Annotated in this window: 14 protein-coding genes and 1 tRNA gene; 7 read left to right on the forward strand and 8 right to left on the reverse strand. The window is 74.2% G+C overall.

The window, feature by feature from the left end; translation table 11 throughout:
* Nucleotides 1–18: 18 nt before the first annotated feature.
* Nucleotides 19–1,410, reverse strand: a complete 1,392-nt coding sequence (locus J2X49_RS08350; RefSeq protein ID WP_310124898.1) for a polysaccharide deacetylase family protein — start codon at nucleotides 1,408–1,410, stop codon at nucleotides 19–21.
* Between the two features lie 95 nt (nucleotides 1,411–1,505).
* Here J2X49_RS08350 and J2X49_RS08355 point away from each other — a divergent pair, with 95 nt between their 5' ends.
* Nucleotides 1,506–2,585: an alanine racemase gene (locus J2X49_RS08355; protein WP_310124903.1), complete on the forward strand. Its 1,080-nt coding sequence runs from the start codon at nucleotides 1,506–1,508 to the stop codon at nucleotides 2,583–2,585.
* Between the two features lie 24 nt (nucleotides 2,586–2,609).
* Here J2X49_RS08355 and J2X49_RS08360 read toward each other — a convergent pair whose 3' ends face one another.
* Entirely contained in the window at nucleotides 2,610–3,434 is an 825-nt protein-coding gene (locus J2X49_RS08360) for an LLM class flavin-dependent oxidoreductase (protein WP_310124906.1), read from the reverse strand.
* 93 nt (nucleotides 3,435–3,527) lie between these two features.
* Between J2X49_RS08360 and J2X49_RS08365 the strand changes: the two genes are divergently transcribed.
* Both J2X49_RS08365 and J2X49_RS08370 read left to right on the forward strand, forming a co-directional pair.
* Complete coding sequence (locus J2X49_RS08365; RefSeq protein ID WP_310124908.1) at nucleotides 3,528–4,352, forward strand: DUF1684 domain-containing protein; 825 nt, start codon at nucleotides 3,528–3,530, stop codon at nucleotides 4,350–4,352.
* A gap of 112 nt (nucleotides 4,353–4,464) precedes the next feature.
* Nucleotides 4,465–4,992 (forward strand): DUF3145 family protein, encoded by a 528-nt coding sequence (locus tag J2X49_RS08370; protein ID WP_310124910.1) that lies wholly within the window; start codon nucleotides 4,465–4,467, stop codon nucleotides 4,990–4,992.
* A gap of 73 nt (nucleotides 4,993–5,065) precedes the next feature.
* Here the strand turns inward: J2X49_RS08370 and J2X49_RS08375 are convergent, their stop codons facing one another.
* The 6 genes from J2X49_RS08375 to aceE all read right to left on the reverse strand — a co-directional run bounded on the left by J2X49_RS08375 (nucleotide 5,066) and on the right by aceE (nucleotide 12,546).
* Complete coding sequence (locus J2X49_RS08375) at nucleotides 5,066–6,301, reverse strand: beta-ketoacyl-[acyl-carrier-protein] synthase family protein (RefSeq protein ID WP_310124914.1); 1,236 nt, start codon at nucleotides 6,299–6,301, stop codon at nucleotides 5,066–5,068.
* A 69-nt stretch (nucleotides 6,302–6,370) separates the two neighbouring features.
* Nucleotides 6,371–6,622 carry an acyl carrier protein gene (locus J2X49_RS08380; RefSeq protein WP_128188656.1) on the reverse strand — a complete coding sequence of 84 codons (252 nt, stop codon included), beginning with the start codon at nucleotides 6,620–6,622 and terminating at the stop codon, nucleotides 6,371–6,373.
* A gap of 37 nt (nucleotides 6,623–6,659) precedes the next feature.
* On the reverse strand, nucleotides 6,660–7,655 hold the full coding sequence (locus tag J2X49_RS08385) for a beta-ketoacyl-ACP synthase III (protein ID WP_310124918.1): 996 nt from the start codon (nucleotides 7,653–7,655) through the stop codon (nucleotides 6,660–6,662).
* Nucleotides 7,652–8,572: an ACP S-malonyltransferase gene (locus J2X49_RS08390; RefSeq protein ID WP_310124921.1), complete on the reverse strand. Its 921-nt coding sequence runs from the start codon at nucleotides 8,570–8,572 to the stop codon at nucleotides 7,652–7,654. Before J2X49_RS08390 ends, J2X49_RS08385 begins: the two co-directional genes overlap by 4 nt.
* Nucleotides 8,573–8,577: 5 nt before the next feature.
* Nucleotides 8,578–9,744 carry a CdaR family transcriptional regulator gene (locus tag J2X49_RS08395; RefSeq protein WP_225792734.1) on the reverse strand — a complete coding sequence of 389 codons (1,167 nt, stop codon included), beginning with the start codon at nucleotides 9,742–9,744 and terminating at the stop codon, nucleotides 8,578–8,580.
* Nucleotides 9,745–9,828: 84 nt separating this feature from the next.
* Entirely contained in the window at nucleotides 9,829–12,546 is a 2,718-nt protein-coding gene (gene aceE / locus J2X49_RS08400; RefSeq protein ID WP_310124924.1) for a pyruvate dehydrogenase (acetyl-transferring), homodimeric type, read from the reverse strand.
* A 132-nt stretch (nucleotides 12,547–12,678) separates the two neighbouring features.
* On the opposite strand from aceE, the gene J2X49_RS08405 reads away from it, so the two are divergent.
* The 4 genes from J2X49_RS08405 to J2X49_RS08420 all read left to right on the forward strand — a co-directional run bounded on the left by J2X49_RS08405 (nucleotide 12,679) and on the right by J2X49_RS08420 (nucleotide 14,864).
* Nucleotides 12,679–13,137: a peroxiredoxin gene (locus J2X49_RS08405; protein WP_310124926.1), complete on the forward strand. Its 459-nt coding sequence runs from the start codon at nucleotides 12,679–12,681 to the stop codon at nucleotides 13,135–13,137.
* Between the two features lie 17 nt (nucleotides 13,138–13,154).
* Nucleotides 13,155–13,227 (forward strand) — tRNA-Val (locus J2X49_RS08410).
* A gap of 60 nt (nucleotides 13,228–13,287) precedes the next feature.
* Entirely contained in the window at nucleotides 13,288–14,133 is an 846-nt protein-coding gene (locus J2X49_RS08415; protein ID WP_396131119.1) for a Nif3-like dinuclear metal center hexameric protein, read from the forward strand.
* Nucleotides 14,124–14,864: a hypothetical protein gene (locus J2X49_RS08420; protein WP_310124931.1), complete on the forward strand. Its 741-nt coding sequence runs from the start codon at nucleotides 14,124–14,126 to the stop codon at nucleotides 14,862–14,864. The genes J2X49_RS08415 and J2X49_RS08420 overlap by 10 nt, the downstream gene beginning before the upstream one ends.
* Nucleotides 14,865–14,874: the final 10 nt, after the last annotated feature.

The following is a 14,874-nucleotide window of genomic DNA, read 5'->3' on the forward strand; positions in this document are numbered from 1 at the left end:
CGGCCGCGCCGCCGCCTGTCAGCGGAAGTCGTCCAGGTCGACGAAGCGGTAGCCGCGCGCCTCGACCTCGCGGATGATGGCCGGCAGCGCATCCGCGTCGAGCGTGCTGCCGTCGGTCGGGTGCGAGCCGACGTGCATGAGCACGATCTCGCCGGGCTGCAGGTTCGCGAGCACCCGGTTCAGCACCGTCGTCGAGCTCTGGCCGCCCGAGGTGCCCTGCCAGCCGAGCGTGTCGACGGTCCACCGCACCGAGCCGTAGTCGAGGCACGTCATGATCGACTGCGTCCGCGCATCCCTCGCCCCGAACGGGAAGCGGAACCAGGGCCGCGGGTCGACGCCGGCCGTCGCGCGGATGGAGGTGTCGGCCGAGACGATCTGCGACCGCACCGCGGCGCTCGAGAGCGTCGTGAGGTCGGGATGCGTCTGCGTGTGGTTGCCGATGGGGTAGTCGCGCCCGATCTCGGCCGCGCGGGCCGGGAACGACTGCGCCCAGGCGCCCGTGAGGAAGAACGTCGCGGGCGTGTCGGTCGAGCGGAGCGTCGACAGGATCGACGCGACCGCGTTCGCGTTGGCCCCCGCGTCGAAGGTGAGCGCGACGACCCGCTGCGACGTCGGCAGCTCGGTCCACTCCGTGCCGCCGAACGACAGCGGCACGCCGGGCTCGGTGCGGGCCGAGTGCGTGCTGAGCACCCCGTCGCCGCAGCGCCCGTAGATCGACGAGCGCGTCGCCGCGCCGGAGCCCGGCACCTCCTTGAGGTACCAGGTCGTGCCGCGCACGACGCCGATGCCGGTGCGGCCGTCGCCGTTCCAGTCGCCGGTCACCGGGATGTCGCCCGCCATGCCGTAGCCGAAGGCGAGGTCGGCGCCGCCGCCGCTCGCGGCGTTCCGCAGGTACCAGCCGCCCGCGCGCACGACGCCGATGCCGTCGCCCGCCGCGCCGTCCCAGTCGCCCGCGACCGGCGTGTCGCCCGGCCGGCCGAACGAGAAGCTCGTCTCGGCGACCCCGCTCGAGAGGCTGCTGCGCAGGTGCCACGTGCCGCCGCGCACGATGCCGATCCCGGTGCGGCCGTCGCCGTCCCAGTCGCCGACGACGGGCTTGTCGCCATCCCGGCCGAAGGAGACGACGACGTCGGCCGCGCCGCCGCTCAGGCTGTTGCGCAGGTACCAGGTGCCCGCGCGGAAGACGCCCGGCGTGCGCGACCCGTTGTCGTCCCAGTCGCCCATCACCTGCACGTCGGAGCTGCGCCCGTAGGTGAAGGTGGGGCCGCCGGCGATGTGCCACTCGGAGCCGCGCGCGACGACCTGCCGGTCGGGCTCCGCGGCGACGGCCGGCAGCGCCGGCGACAGCAGGAGGGCGGCGACGGCGGCGACCGCCAGCGGCCCCCGGATGGACTTCCTGACGGCCTGCATGGTGCGCTCCCTCGGCCCGGTGGCTCTCATGATCCGCCTGCCCCGGGACGCGGTCAAGATGCCGCCGCGGGCGTGCCGCGGCCTAACATCGAGCCATGCCGCCGACCACGCCGTACCTCGCCGTCGACCTCGAGCGGATGCAGGCCAACATCGCGCGCGTGGCCGACGCCGCGTCGGCGCGCGGCCTGGCGCTGCGGCCCCACGCGAAGACGCACAAGACGATCGAGATCGGCCGGATGCAGGTGGCGGCGGGGGCGCACGGGCTCACGGTGGCCACGATCGGCGAGGCCGAGGTCTTCGCCGCGGCAGGGCTCGACGACCTCTGCATCGCCTACCCGCTGTGGATCGACCCGCCGCGCGCGGCGCGCCTCAGCGCCCTCGCCGCGCGCGGCGCCGCGATCTCGGTCGGCGTCGACTCGGTCGCCGCCGTCGAGCGCGTCGCGCGGGCCGGCCTCGCCGGGCGCATCGCCGTGCGGGTCGAGGTCGACGCCGGCCACCACCGCTCCGGCTGCGCGCCGACCGAGGCGGGCGCGGTGGCCGCGGCGGCGGTGCAGGCCGGCATCGAGGTCGAAGGCGTGTTCGCCTTCCCCGGCCACGCGTACGCGCCGGGCGCCCGCGCGGAGGCCGCCCGCCAGGAGGCCGAGGCGCTCACCGTCGCCGTGCACGGCATGCGCGCGGCCGGCGCGACGCCGCTCGTGGTCTCGGGCGGCTCGACGCCGAGCTTCGCGGCCGCGCTCGAGATCGACTCGCCGGTCACCGAGCTGCGGCCGGGCGTCACCGTCTTCGGCGACGCGCAGCAGTGGGAGCTGGGCGCGATGGACGCGGCCGAGATCGCGCTGACGGCGCACGCCACCGTCGTCTCGCATGCCGGCGGCAGGCTCGTGCTCGACGCGGGATCGAAGGTGCTCGGCCCCGATCGCGCCCCCTGGGCCACGGGGCACGGGCGGCTGCTCGACCACCCCGACGCGCGCATCGTGCAGCTGAGCGAGCACCACGCGGTCGCGGAGCTGGGGGAGGGGGATGCGCCCCCGCCGCTCGGCTCGACCGTGCGGCTGGTGCCGAACCACGTGTGCATGGCCGTGAATCTCGTCGACGAGCTGCACGTCTTCGACCGCGCAGGTGACGCGGTGCCGTCGGCCACGTGGCGCGTGGCAGCCCGCGGCCGCAACAGCTGAGGCGGCGAGCCCGCGCTCAGGGGCTCAGCCGCCGAGCGCCGCGATGGTGCGGGCGAGGCGCTCGATGCCCTCGCCGGCCGCTGGCCGGCCGTCGCGCTCGAGGGCGAGCAGCGGCACGCTCGTCGCGCCCGCCTGCGCGAGCGCGGCCGCGACCCGCGCGACCTCGTCGGTCGACGCATCCGCCGGCACCTGGGAGAACTGCACGATCGCGGCCGGCGACGCGAGGCCGGCGGCAGCGCGCGCGGCGCGCACGGTCTCGACCGCCGCGCGCGTCGTGTCGACGGCCGCGGGATCGCCCAGGTCGCCGGCGAGGATCACGCCGTCGCCGAGCTCGCCCGCGAGCGCGAGGGTCTTGGGCCCGCCGCCGCCGATGAGCAGCGGCGGCGCCTCGGCCGGCGGCCACCGCAGCTGCACCCGGTCGAGCCGCACGTAGCGGCCCTCGACCGACAGCTCGTCGCCGGCGAGCAGCGCGCGGAGCGCCTCGGCGTGCTCGCGCAGCAGCGTGAGCGGCGACGCGGCGCGCACGCCCGCCTGCCCCATCCACTCGAGCACGCCGTGGCCGATGCCCGGCAGGAAGCGGCCCGGGAACATGCGCGCGAGCGTCGCGACCTCCATCGCGGTCAGCGCGACGGCGCGCAGCGGCACCGGCATGAGCCCGAGCCCGACGCGCAGCCGCTCGGTGGCCGCGAGGACGGCGGCCGCGGGCGACACGCCCGACTCGGCGAAGCAGTCCTCCCACAGCCACACCTCGCCGACGCCCAGGCCCTCGGCAGTGCGGGCGAGCGGCACGATGCGCTCGGGCGGCACGTCGGGCGGGAGGATGAGGCCGAGCGCGGGGAGGGCGTCCATGGTGCGACCCTACGGCCGGCGCCTGACATCGGGCGAGCGCCCGGCGGCTCCGGCCCGGGAGTCCGCGTCGGCACCCGTCGGTAGGGTGGAGGCATGACCGAGACTGCCGTGCCGGCCGCCGCCGACGACGCCCGCGGCGCCTACGCCGCGTTCCGCCAGAAGCGCGATCAGGGCGTGCGGGGCCCGCAGGGCGCGATCGCGCTCGTGACGACCGCGTGGGTCTCCGGGCCCACCTCGATCGAGGGCGTGCCGGGCACCTGGGCGCCGTCGCCGACCGCCGACGGCCTGCAGGTGACGGCGGATGCGTCGGCCGGGATCATCGTCGACGGCCAGACCGTCGACGGCGACGCGATCGTCTACAGCCACGACTCCATGACGCCCAGCTCGGTGCGCTTCGACGACCGGCGCACCGCCTTCGTCATCGGTCCCGACTTCCACGGCCGCTTCGCGCTGCGGGTGTGGGACGCGGAGGCCGCCGACGAGCGCGGCTTCGCCGGCATCGAGGCCTACGACTTCGACCCCGCGTGGGTGAAGCACGGCACCTTCGAGCCGGTCGAGGGCGGCGTCGAGTTCGAGCACGGCAAGACGCAGGGCGGCTCGCTCCGCCGGGCCGTCTCGCCCGGCACGATCCGCTTCGAGCACGACGGGGCCGAGGTCGAGCTGCTGGCGCTGCCCGACGGCGACAGCCTGCAGATCGTCTTCGCCGACGCCACTACGGGCGACGAGACCTACGAGGTGGGCCGCTTCCTGTTCGTGAAGCCGCGCCACGACGGCTCGGTCGACCTCGACTTCAACCGGGCCATCGTGCCGCCGTGCGCGATGAGCGACCAGTTCAACTGCCCGATGCCGCCGGCGGGCAACCGGCTCCCGTTCCCGATCCGCGCGGGGGAGCGGCGGCCCGCCTTCGGCGAGGGGTGACCGCGCCCGGGGAATGACACGGTTGTCACTCCCGGCAGGCGTATGAGAGGATCGCTGGCATCGTCCGGATCGTTCGACCGATGGGGAAGTCGTATCGAACGAGGGAGAGACGATGACTGCTGCGAACACGCTCAGACGACGTCCCGCGACCACGACGGGGGTCGTCTGGATCCACGCGTCCCAGCGCGCCCTGCGCACCCACCTCGAGTGGGCGGTCGGCAGCGCCGTCGGCGACGCGCTCCGCTTCGTCTGGCAGAGCCAGCCCGCGGAGCCCAGCGCCGAGCGCAGCGAGGTGCACTGGTCGGGACCGGTCGGCACGGGCGCGGCGATCGCGAGCGCGCTCGCCGGCTGGCGCGACGTGCGCTTCGAGGTCACCGAGGATCCGGTGCCGGGCTCCGACGGCATGCGCTGGATGCACGCGCCGCAGCTCGGCATCACGGCCGCGCGCATCGACGCCGCAGGCTCCGTCGTCGTGCCCGAGGACCGCATCCGCGCCGCCATCGAGGCCGCGGGCCCTGACGCGCGCGCCCTGCTCGCCGAGCTCGACGACGCCATGGGCGGCCCGTGGGACCGCGACCTCGAGGCCTACCGGCACGCCTCCGACGCGTCGCCCGTCGTCTGGCTGCACCGCGTCGGCTGAGCCTCTCGACTCCCCGGAACGGCTGAGGGCCCCGCTGCGTACAGCGGGGCCCTCGGCGTCGGCGCGGCCGGCGTCAGACCGAGCGGATCGCGATCACCGCGTTGTGGCCGCCGAACCCGAACGAGTTCGAGATCACGAGCTGCGGCTCGTCGCCGAGCGGCATCGGCTCGGGCGAGATGCGCAGCGGAGCGTCCGGGTCCTGCTCGGTGACGTTGATCGTCGGGGGAGCCTGGCGCTCGACGATCGCGAGCGTCGCGAACATCGCCTCGAGCGCGCCCGTGCCGCCGAGCAGGTGGCCGTGCGCGGCCTTCGTCGCCGAGACGGGGATCTCGCGGATGCGGTCGCCGAAGATGCGGTGCATCGCGCGCACCTCGGCGACGTCGCCGACGGGCGTCGAGGTCGCGTGCGCGTTGATGTGGGTCACGTCGTCGGCGGTGGCGCCGGCCGCGTCGAGCGCGAGCTGCACGGCACGGCTCGCGCCGAGGCCCTCGGGCTCGGGGGCCGTGATGTGGTGCGAGTCGGCGGTCACGCCGCCGCCGGCCAGCTCGGCGTAGATGCGGGCGCCGCGCGCGAGCGCATGCTCCTCGGTCTCGAGCACGAGCGCCGCCGCGCCCTCGCCCATGACGAACCCGTCGCGGGTGACGTCGTAGGGGCGGGATGCGGTGGCGGGGTCGTCGTTGCGGCGCGAGAGCGCCTGCATCGAGGCGAAGGAGGCGATGGTGATCGGGTGGATCGCCGACTCGCTGCCGCCGGCGATCACGACGTCGGCGAGGCCGGCCTGCAGGTGCTCGTAGGCGTTCGCGATGGCCTCGGTGCTCGAGGCGCACGCGGAGGCGACCGTGCGGGCGTAGGCCCGAGCCTCGAAGTGCATGGAGACGGCCGCGGCGGGGGCGTTCGGCATGAGCATGGGCACCGTCATCGGCATGACGCGCCGGGGGCCCTTCTCGCGCAGCGTGTCCCACGCGTCGAGCAGCGTCCAGACGCCGCCGATGCCGGTCGAGAAGTCGACGCCGAGCCGCTCGGAGGGCACGTCGGGGGAGCCGGCGTCGGCGAAGGCCTCCTTGGCCGCGACGAGCGCGAGCTGGCTCGACGGGTCGAGGCGCTTGGCGACGGGGCGCTCGAGCACCGTGTCGGGGCGCACCTTCGCCTCGGCGGCGAACGTGACCGGCAGGTCGTACGTGGCCACCCAGTCGTGCTCGAGGCTGCGCGCGCCGGAGTCGCCGGCGAGCAGCGCCTCCCAGCTCTCGCGGGCGGTGCCGCCGAGCGGCGACGTGGCGCCGATGCCGGTGATGACGATCTTCTTCGTCATGGCTCTCCTCGCAGATGCAGCGTGCGGCCGGTCGCCCGGCCGCACGCGTGGTCTCGGCCCGTGGGGGGCTCAGGCCGCCTGGGCGCCCGTGATGTAGTCGACGGCGTCCTGGACGGTCTTGAGGTTCTTGACCTCGTCGTCCGGGATCTTCACGTCGAACTTCTCCTCGGCGTTCACGACGATCGTCATCATCGAGATCGAGTCGATGTCGAGGTCGTCGGTGAACGACTTCTCGAGCTGCACGTTCTCGGTCGCGATGCCGGTCTCGTCGTTCACGAGGTCGGCGAGCCCTGCCAGGACCTCGTCCTTGGTGTAAGCCATCGGGTTGTCTCCTTCTGTCTGGTGGACGGGTTGCAGTCTAGGGGAGGACCACGACCTGGGCGCCGTATACGAGGCCCGCGCCGAAGCCGATCTGCAGCGCCAGCCCGCCCGACAGCTCGGGGTGCTCCTCGAGGATGCGGTGCATCGCGAGGGGGATCGACGCGGCCGACGTGTTGCCGGTCGTCGCGATGTCACGGGCGATGACGACGGAGTCGGGCAGCTGCAGCTGCTTCGCGAACTCGTCGATGATGCGCATGTTCGCCTGGTGCGGGATGAACGCGGCGAGGTCGGCAGGCTCGACGCCGGCGGCGTCGAGCGCCTCGCGCGCCTTCTTCGCCATCTCCCACACCGCCCACCGGAAGACCTTCTGGCCGTCCTGGCGCAGCGTCGGCCACGGCTCGCCGTCGCGCATCGAGCCGAGGGAGTTGGTCATCCGGATGGTCTCCCAGTGGGAGCCGTCGGAGCCCCACACCGAGGGGCTGATGCCCGGCTCGTCGGCGGCGCCGATCACGACCGCGCCCGCGCCGTCGCCGAGCAGGAAGCTGATCGAGCGGTCGGTCGGGTCGATGATCTCCGAGAGCTTCTCGACGCCCACGACCAGCACGTGCTCGGCCATGCCGCTGCGCACGAGCGCGTCGGCCTGGGCGACGCCGTAGGCGTAGCCGGCGCAGGCGGCGGAGATGTCGAACGCGGGAGCGGGGGTGGCGCCGAGCCGCTCGGTGAGCAGGGCCGCCATCGAGGGCGTCTGCACGGTGTTGCTGATCGTCGAGACGATGACGGCGTCGATCTGCGAGCCGGTCAGGCCCGCGCGCTCGAGCGCCTCGCGCGAGGCGGTCTCGGCGAGGTCGACGGCCTGCACGCCCTCGCCGGCGCGCACGCGCGTGATGATGCCGGTGCGCTGGCGGATCCACTCGTCGGACGAGTCGATCGGGCCGACGAGCTCCTCGTTCGGCACGACGACCTCGCCGCGGGCGGCGCCCACGGAGAGGATGCGCGACCCGGCACGGGTGGGGAGGCTTGCGAGGGTGGTCATGCTGCGGCTCCGCTCTCGAGCAGCCGGATGGCTGCGGGCAGGTCGTCGGGGGTGGTGATGCCGACCGCGGGCACGCCGCGCAGGCCGCGCTTCGCGAGCCCCACGAGCGCGCCGGCGGGGGCGAGCTCGACGATGCCCGTGACGCCGGCCTCCTCGAAGGCGGCCATGCAGCGGTCCCAGCGCACCGGGCTCGAGACCTGGCCGACGACCAGGTCGAGGAAGCCGGTGCCGGATGCGACGGCGCTGCCGTCCCGGTTCGTCCAGAGGGTGGTCGTCGGGTCCGAGGAACGGGTGGCGGCGGCGCGCGCGCGGAAGCGCTCGACGGCGGGGGCCATGTAGCTCGTGTGGAACGCGCCCGCGGTCTGCAGCGGGATGACCCGCGCGCGCTCGGGCGGCGCCTCGGCGAGGGCCGCGAGCGCGTCGAGCGCGCCGGCGACGACGATCTGCCCGCCGCCGTTGTAGTTGGCCGGCTGCAGGCCGAGCTCGGCGAGCCGGGCCTCGAGCGCGGCCTCGTCGGCCCCGAGCACCGCGGCCATGCCCGTCGGGGTCTCGGCCGCCGCATCCGCCATCGCCCGCGCGCGCTCGCCGACGAGCGCCATCGCGTCCTCCGCCTCGAGCACCCCCGCGGCCACGGCCGCGGTGATCTCGCCGACGGAGTGCCCGGCGACGCCGCCCGCGAGGCTGGCGCTCTCGCCGAGCGCGTCGAGCGCGAGGATGCCGGCGGCGACGATGAGCGGCTGCGCCACGAGCGTGTCGCGGATGGTGTCGGCGTCGCTGACCGTGCCGTGCTGCACGAGGTCGACGCCGGCCGCCGCGCCGAGCGCGGCGAGCCGCTCGGGCACGCCCGGCAGCTCGAGCCAGGGGGAGAGGAAGCCGGGCTTCTGCGAGCCCTGGCCGGGAGCGACGATGACGATCACGTGCCTCATCCTCCCACCGCGCCCTTGCCGCGGACGGCATGGCGCGTCGGCTGCGGCGCACGCTGGGCGCGCTCGCGCGAGGCGTCGTGGATGGCGCCGAGGATGATCGCCGTGTGCAGCGCGAGCGCCTCCCTGGCGCCCGTCGCGTCCCAGCCGATGATCTCGCTGATGCGCTTCAGGCGGTAGCGCACGGTGTTGGGGTGCACGAAGAGCTCGCGCGCGGTCGCCTCGAGCGAGCGGCCGGTGTCGAGGTAGCACGCGAGGGTCGCGAGCAGGTCGCTCGAGTGGTCGCGCAGCGGCTGGTAGATGCTGCGCACGAGCTCCTGCCGGGCCAGCGGGTCGCCGGCGAGCGCCCGCTCGGGCAGCAGGTCGTCGGCCCGCACCGGGCGGGGCGTGCGCCGCCACGCGTCGGCGACGGCGAAGCCCGCGAGCGCCGCCTTGGCGCTGCGCGCCGCCTCGACGATGCTCGGCACGGCGGGGCCGAGCACCAGGTGGCCGTCGCCGAACGCCTCCGCGAGCTGCTCGGCGACCGCGATGAACTCGATCGGGCCGCTCGGACCCTCCTCGTCCTCCGCGGCGGCGCGGCCGATGACGACGACGAGCCGGGAGCCCTGCACCCCGACCAGCACGTCGCAGCCGGCATGCCTCGCCCGGCGGCGGATGATGTCGACGTCGAGCTGGCGCGGCGCGAGGCCCACGAGCACGGCGCACTCGCCGCGCCCGTGCCACCCGAGCGCGGCCGAGCGGCTCGGCAGCTCGTCGTCGTGCTCGCCGGTGAGGATCGAGTCGACCACGAGCGCCTCGAGCCGGGCGTCCCACAGCCCGCGCGACTCGGCCGCGCGGGCGTAGACGTCGGCCGCCGCGAACGCGATCTCCCGCGAGTAGCGCAGGATCGGCTCGCGCATCGCCGGGTCGGCGTCGCCGATGCGCTCCTCGAAGACCGACACCACGGTGCGGATCAGCTGCAGCGTCTGCTGCAGGCTCACGCTGCGCAGCAGCTCCCGGGGCGCCGCCGCGAAGACGTCGGCGGCGATCCACGGCTGCGCCTCGGGATCCTCGTGCCAGGCGATGAAGGACGAGATGCCCGACTGCGCGACGAGCCCCACCGCGCTCCGCCGCGAGGGCGGCATCGTGCGGTACCAGGGCAGCCGGTCGTCGAGCGCCCGCGTCACCTGCGTCGAGAGGTCGCCCGAGATGCGCCGCAGCCACGCGAGCTGCTGCGCCTGGAGCTCCGCCGCGGCGTCCAGCGCCGTGGCCTAGGCGTCCCCGCCGACGGTGCCCGACTCGCCGGCGTTCACGTCGTGGAGGCTGTACTTGTCGATCGCCTGCTGCACCATGCCGAGCGGCACCTTGCCCTGCTTCGCGAGCGCGTCGAGCGCGCGCACCACGACCGAGTGGCTGTCGATCGTGAAGAAGCGGCGGGCGGCGGCGCGGGTGTCGGCGAAGCCGAAGCCGTCGGCGCCGAGCGTCGCGTAGTCGCCGGGCACCCACTCGCGGATCTGGTCCGGGACCGCCCGCATGTAGTCGGTGGTGGCGACGAAGGGGCCCTCGGCCTCCGACAGGCGCTGCGTGACGTACGGCACGCGCGCCTCGCCCTGCGGGTGCAGGAAGTTGTGCCGGTCGGCGTCGAGGCCGTCGCGGCGCAGCTCGCTCCACGAGGTGACCGACCAGATGTCGGCCGAGACGCCCCAGTCGCTGCCGAGCAGCTCCTGCGCGTGGTGCAGCCACGGCAGCGCGACGCCCGAGCCGAGCAGCTGCACCTTGACCGGGTGGTGGTCGCTCGTCGAGACGCGGTGGATGCCGCGGCGGATGCCCTCCACGTCGACGTCGGCCGGCTCGGCGGGCTGCACCATCGGCTCGTTGTAGACGGTGAGGTACACCATGACGTCCTCGGGCGACTCGCCGTACATGCGCTCGAGGCCCATCTGCGTGATGTGCGCGATCTCGTAGCCGTAGGCCGGGTCGTAGGCGAGCACCGATGGGTTCGTCGAGGCGATGAGCGGCGAGTGGCCGTCGGCGTGCTGGGTGCCCTCGCCGGCGAGCGTCGTGCGGCCCGCAGTCGCGCCGATGAGGAAGCCGCGCGTCATCTGGTCGGCGGCCGCCCAGATCGAGTCGCCGGTGCGCTGGAAGCCGAACATCGAGTAGAAGACGTAGATCGGCACGAGCGGCTCGCCGTGCGTCGAGTACGACGTGCCGGCCGCGATGAACGCGGCCATCGCGCCCGCCTCGTTGATGCCGACGTGCACGATCTGGCCGTCGGGCGCCTCGCGGTACTTCAGGAGCAGGTCGCGGTCGACCGACGTGTAGTTCTGGCCGTGGGGGTTGTAGATCTTGGCGGTCGGGAAGAAGGCGTCGATGCCGAACGTGCGCGCCTCATCGGGGATGATCGGCACGATGCGCTCGCCCCAGCCCTTGTCGCGCAGCAGGTCCTTCAGCAGCCGCACGAACGCCATCGTCGTGGCGACCTGCTGCTTGCCGGAGCCCTTCTTCGGCATGTCGTAGGTCTTCGGCTCGGGCAGCGGGATGATCGTGTGCTTCGCGCGGCGCTCGGGCGTGAAGCCGCCGAGCTCGCGCCGGCGCTCGAGCATGTACTGGATCTCGGGCGAGTCCTGGCCGGGGTGGAAGTACGGCGGGTTGTACGGGTCGGCCTCGAGCTGCTTGTCGGAGATGTCGAGCTGCAGGTAGTCGCGGAAGGTCTTCAGGTCGTCGAGCGTGAGCTTCTTCATCTGGTGCGTCGCGTTCCGCGCCTCGAAGTGCTTGCCGAGGCCGTAGCCCTTGATCGTCTTCGCGATGATGACGGTCGGCTGGCCCTTGTGCTCGCTCGCCGCCTTGTAGGCAGCGTAGACCTTGCGGTAGTCGTGGCCGCCGCGCTTGAGGCTCCAGATCTCGTCGTCGGTCATGTCCTTGACCATCTCGGCGGTGCGCGGGTCGCGGCCGAAGAAGTGCTCGCGCACGAACAGGCCCGACTCGGCCTTGTACGTCTGGTAGTCGCCGTCGGGCGTGACGTTCATGAGGTTGCGGAGCGCGCCGTCGTGGTCGCGGGCGAGCAGGTCGTCCCACTCGCGGCCCCAGACCACCTTGATGACGTTCCAGCCGGCGCCGCGGAAGAAGGACTCCAGCTCCTGGATGATCTTGCCGTTGCCGCGCACCGGGCCGTCGAGGCGCTGGAGGTTGGCGTTGATGACGAAGTTGAGGTTGTCGAGGCCGTCGTTGGCGGCGAGCTGCAGCGCGCCGCGCGACTCGACCTCGTCCATCTCGCCGTCGCCGAGGAAGGCCCACACCTGCGAGTCGGCGGCGTCCTTGATGCCGCGGTTCGCGAGGTAGCGGTTGGCCTGCGCCTGGTAGATGGCGTCGATCGGCCCGAGGCCCATCGACACGGTCGGGAACTGCCAGAACTCGGGCATCATCCGCGGGTGCGGGTACGAGGGCAGGCCGTGCGGCGCCTTCGACTTCTCCTGGCGGAAGCCGTCCATCTGCGCCTCGGTGAGGCGGCCCTCGAGGAACGCGCGGGCGTACATGCCGGGGGAGGCGTGGCCCTGGTAGAAGATCTGGTCGCCGCCGCCGGGGGCGTCGTAGCCGCGGAAGAAGTGGTTGAGCCCGACCTCGTACAGCGACGCGGAGGACGCGTACGTCGAGATGTGGCCGCCGACGCCGATGCCGGGCGCCTGCGCGCGGTGCACCATGATCGCCGCGTTCCAGCGGATCCAGCGGCGGTAGGTGCGCTCGATCTGCTCGTCGCCGGGGAACTCCGGCTCGCTCTCGGGCGCGATGGTGTTGATGTAGTCGGTGGTCGGCACCATCGGCACGCCCAGGTGCAGCTCCTTGGAGCGCTTGAGCAGGCTCAGCATGATCTCGCGGCCGCGCTGGGGGCCGTTCGCGGCGACCAGCTGCGAGAGCGACTCCTGCCACTCAGCGGTCTCGCTGGGGTCCGTGTCGTCCGTGTGGCCCGAGTAGGGGTCCTGGTCGTTCAGCACCGATGCTCCTGACGTCGTCTCCTGCGGCACCCCTGGGTGCGTGGCGCTCGCCCGTCCACTCTAGCCACCGGGCCGATCCCGCCAGCGCGCCCTCGTCGCCGTGCCCGCGACGCCTCTGCCAGCATGGAGCGCATGGCACTCCAGATCGGCGACGAGGCTCCCGACTTCACGCTCACCGACCACACCGGCGAGGCCGTCACGCTCTCGGAGCTGCGCGGCAGGCCGGTCGTGCTCGTCTTCTACCCGCTCGCCTTCACCGGCACCTGCACGGGCGAGCTCTGCTCGATCCGCGACGAGCTCGCAGACTTCACCGGCGCCGACGCCGAGGTGCTCGCGATCTCCGTCGACACGGCGGCGTCGCTCGCGGTCTTCGCCGAGCAGGAGGGCTTCGAGTTCCGCCTGCTGAGCGACTTCTGGCCGCACGGCGCCGTCGCGCAGGCGTACGGCGCGTTCCTCCCCGAGCGCGGCATCGCGACCCGCGCGACCTACGTCGTCGACCGCGACGGCCGCATCGCGGCGCACTTCCGGGTCAGCACCTCCGAGTCGCGCGACATGGATGCGTACCGGGATGCGCTCGCGCGGGTCGCGTGAGACGGTAGAGCACCCCGGAGCCTGTAGCTCAGCTGGCAGAGCGCCACGCTTACACCGTGGATGTCGGCGGTTCGATCCCGTCCAGGCTCACCGAGCGCAGTCCGGCCCGCCCGCCGGGCCGCGTCGGCGCATCCGCCCCGCGTCCCTAGGATGGAGCGCATGACGAGCGTCGCCGATGTCCAGCGCGCGGTCGAGTCGCTCTGGCCCGCCGCGACCGCCGAGGACTGGGACGCCGTGGGCCTCGTCGCGGGCGACCCCGTCGACGAGGTGCGGCGCGTGCTGCTGGCCGTCGACGCCGTCGAGGCGACCGCCGCCGAGGCGATCGCGCGCGGCGCCGACCTGCTGCTCGTGCACCACCCGCTGCTGCTGCGCGGCGCGACGAGCGTCGCCGCGACGACCCCGGCCGGGCGCGTCATCACGCGGCTCGTGCGCGAGCGGGTCGCGCTCCTCGCGGCCCACACGAACGCCGACGCCGTCGACCGCGGCACGAGCGGCGAGCTCGCCTCGATGCTCGGCCTGCAGGGCGCGACCCCCATCGTCGTGAACCGCGTCGACGACGCGAAGGGCCTCGGACGCGTGGGCGACCTGCCCGAGCCTGTCGCGCTCCGCGACCTCGTGCGCACCCTCGCGGGCCTGCTCCCGCCGGTGGCCGGCGGCGTGCGGGCGGCGGGCGACCCGGCCCGCCGGGTGCGCCGCGTCGCCATCTGCGGCGGCGCCGGCGACTCGCTGCTGCGCGAGCGAGCGGTCGCGGACGCCGACGTCTACATCACGAGCGACCTGCGCCACCACCCCGCCTCCGACGCGCGCGAGCGGCACGCCGCCGGCGAGGGCCCCGCGCTCGTCGACGTCTCGCACTGGGCGAGCGAGTCGCTGTGGCTGCGGCCCGCCGCCGAGCAGCTGCGCGCCGCGCTCCCGGGCGTCGAGGTGGTCGTGAGCGAGACCAGGACAGACCCATGGGACTTCGCGGTCCCGCAGGAGGAGCACGCATGGCACTGAAGGCGACGAACGGCGACCAGCGGCTGCTGCTGACGCTGCAGGACGTGGACACCCGGATCATGCGGCTGCTGGCGAAGCGGCGCGCGCTGCCGCAGACCAAGCGCATCGAGGAGCTCGACGCGCAGCTCGCGGTGCTCGACCGCGCGGTGCTCGACCGGCTCGGCGCGCTCGACGACGTCTCGGCCGAGGTCCGCCGCATCGAGAGCGACGTGCAGCTCGTCGAGGCGCGCCTCGCGAAGGACCGCACGCGGCTCGAGACGGTGACCGACTCGAAGACGGCGACCGCGACCGAGCACGAGATCGTCACGCTCGAGCGCCGCCGCAGCACGCTCGAGGACCTCGAGCTCGAGGCCATGCAGACGCAGGAGGATGCCGAGGCCGCGCTCGCCGCGGCGCGCGCCGAGGCCGGCGCCGCGCGCGCCGAGCGCGAGCGGCTCGCCGCGGAGCGCGACGAGCAGGCCGCGGGCATCGAGGCGGAGCTCGCCGAGGCGCGGGCCGAGCGCGACGAGCGGGCGGCCCCCGTGCCGGCCGACCTGCTGGCGCTGTACGAGCGCCAGCGCGAGCGCTACGGCATCGGCGCGACCCTGCTGCAGCGGCGCACGTCGGTGGCCTCCGGCGTCGAGCTCACGGCCTCCGAGCTGCACCAGATCCGGCAGGCGCCCGACGACGAGGTCATCCTCGACCCCAACTCCTCCGCCATCCTCGTCCGCACGGAGGAGAGCGGCATCTAGCCGCTCCAGC

Origin of the sequence: Agrococcus sp. BE272 (genome assembly GCF_031457935.1) — a bacterium.
In the GTDB taxonomy this organism is placed as follows: domain Bacteria; phylum Actinomycetota; class Actinomycetes; order Actinomycetales; family Microbacteriaceae; genus Agrococcus; species Agrococcus sediminis.

Bases quoted from the DNA above. Each gene is read 5' to 3' on its own strand.
- J2X49_RS08405 (WP_310124926.1), top strand. From the start codon at position 12,679: ATGGCACTCCAGATCGGCGACGAGGCTCCCGACTTCACGCTCACCGAC.
- J2X49_RS08355 (WP_310124903.1), top strand. From the start codon at position 1,506: ATGCCGCCGACCACGCCGTACCTCGCCGTCGACCTCGAGCGGATGCAG.
- J2X49_RS08385 (WP_310124918.1), bottom strand. From the start codon at position 7,655: ATGACCACCCTCGCAAGCCTCCCCACCCGTGCCGGGTCGCGCATCCTC.
- J2X49_RS08375 (WP_310124914.1), bottom strand. From the start codon at position 6,301: ATGACGAAGAAGATCGTCATCACCGGCATCGGCGCCACGTCGCCGCTC.
- J2X49_RS08420 (WP_310124931.1), top strand. From the start codon at position 14,124: ATGGCACTGAAGGCGACGAACGGCGACCAGCGGCTGCTGCTGACGCTG.
- J2X49_RS08360 (WP_310124906.1), bottom strand. From the start codon at position 3,434: ATGGACGCCCTCCCCGCGCTCGGCCTCATCCTCCCGCCCGACGTGCCG.
- J2X49_RS08415 (WP_396131119.1), top strand. From the start codon at position 13,288: ATGGAGCGCATGACGAGCGTCGCCGATGTCCAGCGCGCGGTCGAGTCG.
- J2X49_RS08365 (WP_310124908.1), top strand. From the start codon at position 3,528: ATGACCGAGACTGCCGTGCCGGCCGCCGCCGACGACGCCCGCGGCGCC.
- J2X49_RS08380 (WP_128188656.1), bottom strand. From the start codon at position 6,622: ATGGCTTACACCAAGGACGAGGTCCTGGCAGGGCTCGCCGACCTCGTG.
- J2X49_RS08350 (WP_310124898.1), bottom strand. From the start codon at position 1,410: ATGCAGGCCGTCAGGAAGTCCATCCGGGGGCCGCTGGCGGTCGCCGCC.
- J2X49_RS08370 (WP_310124910.1), top strand. From the start codon at position 4,465: ATGACTGCTGCGAACACGCTCAGACGACGTCCCGCGACCACGACGGGG.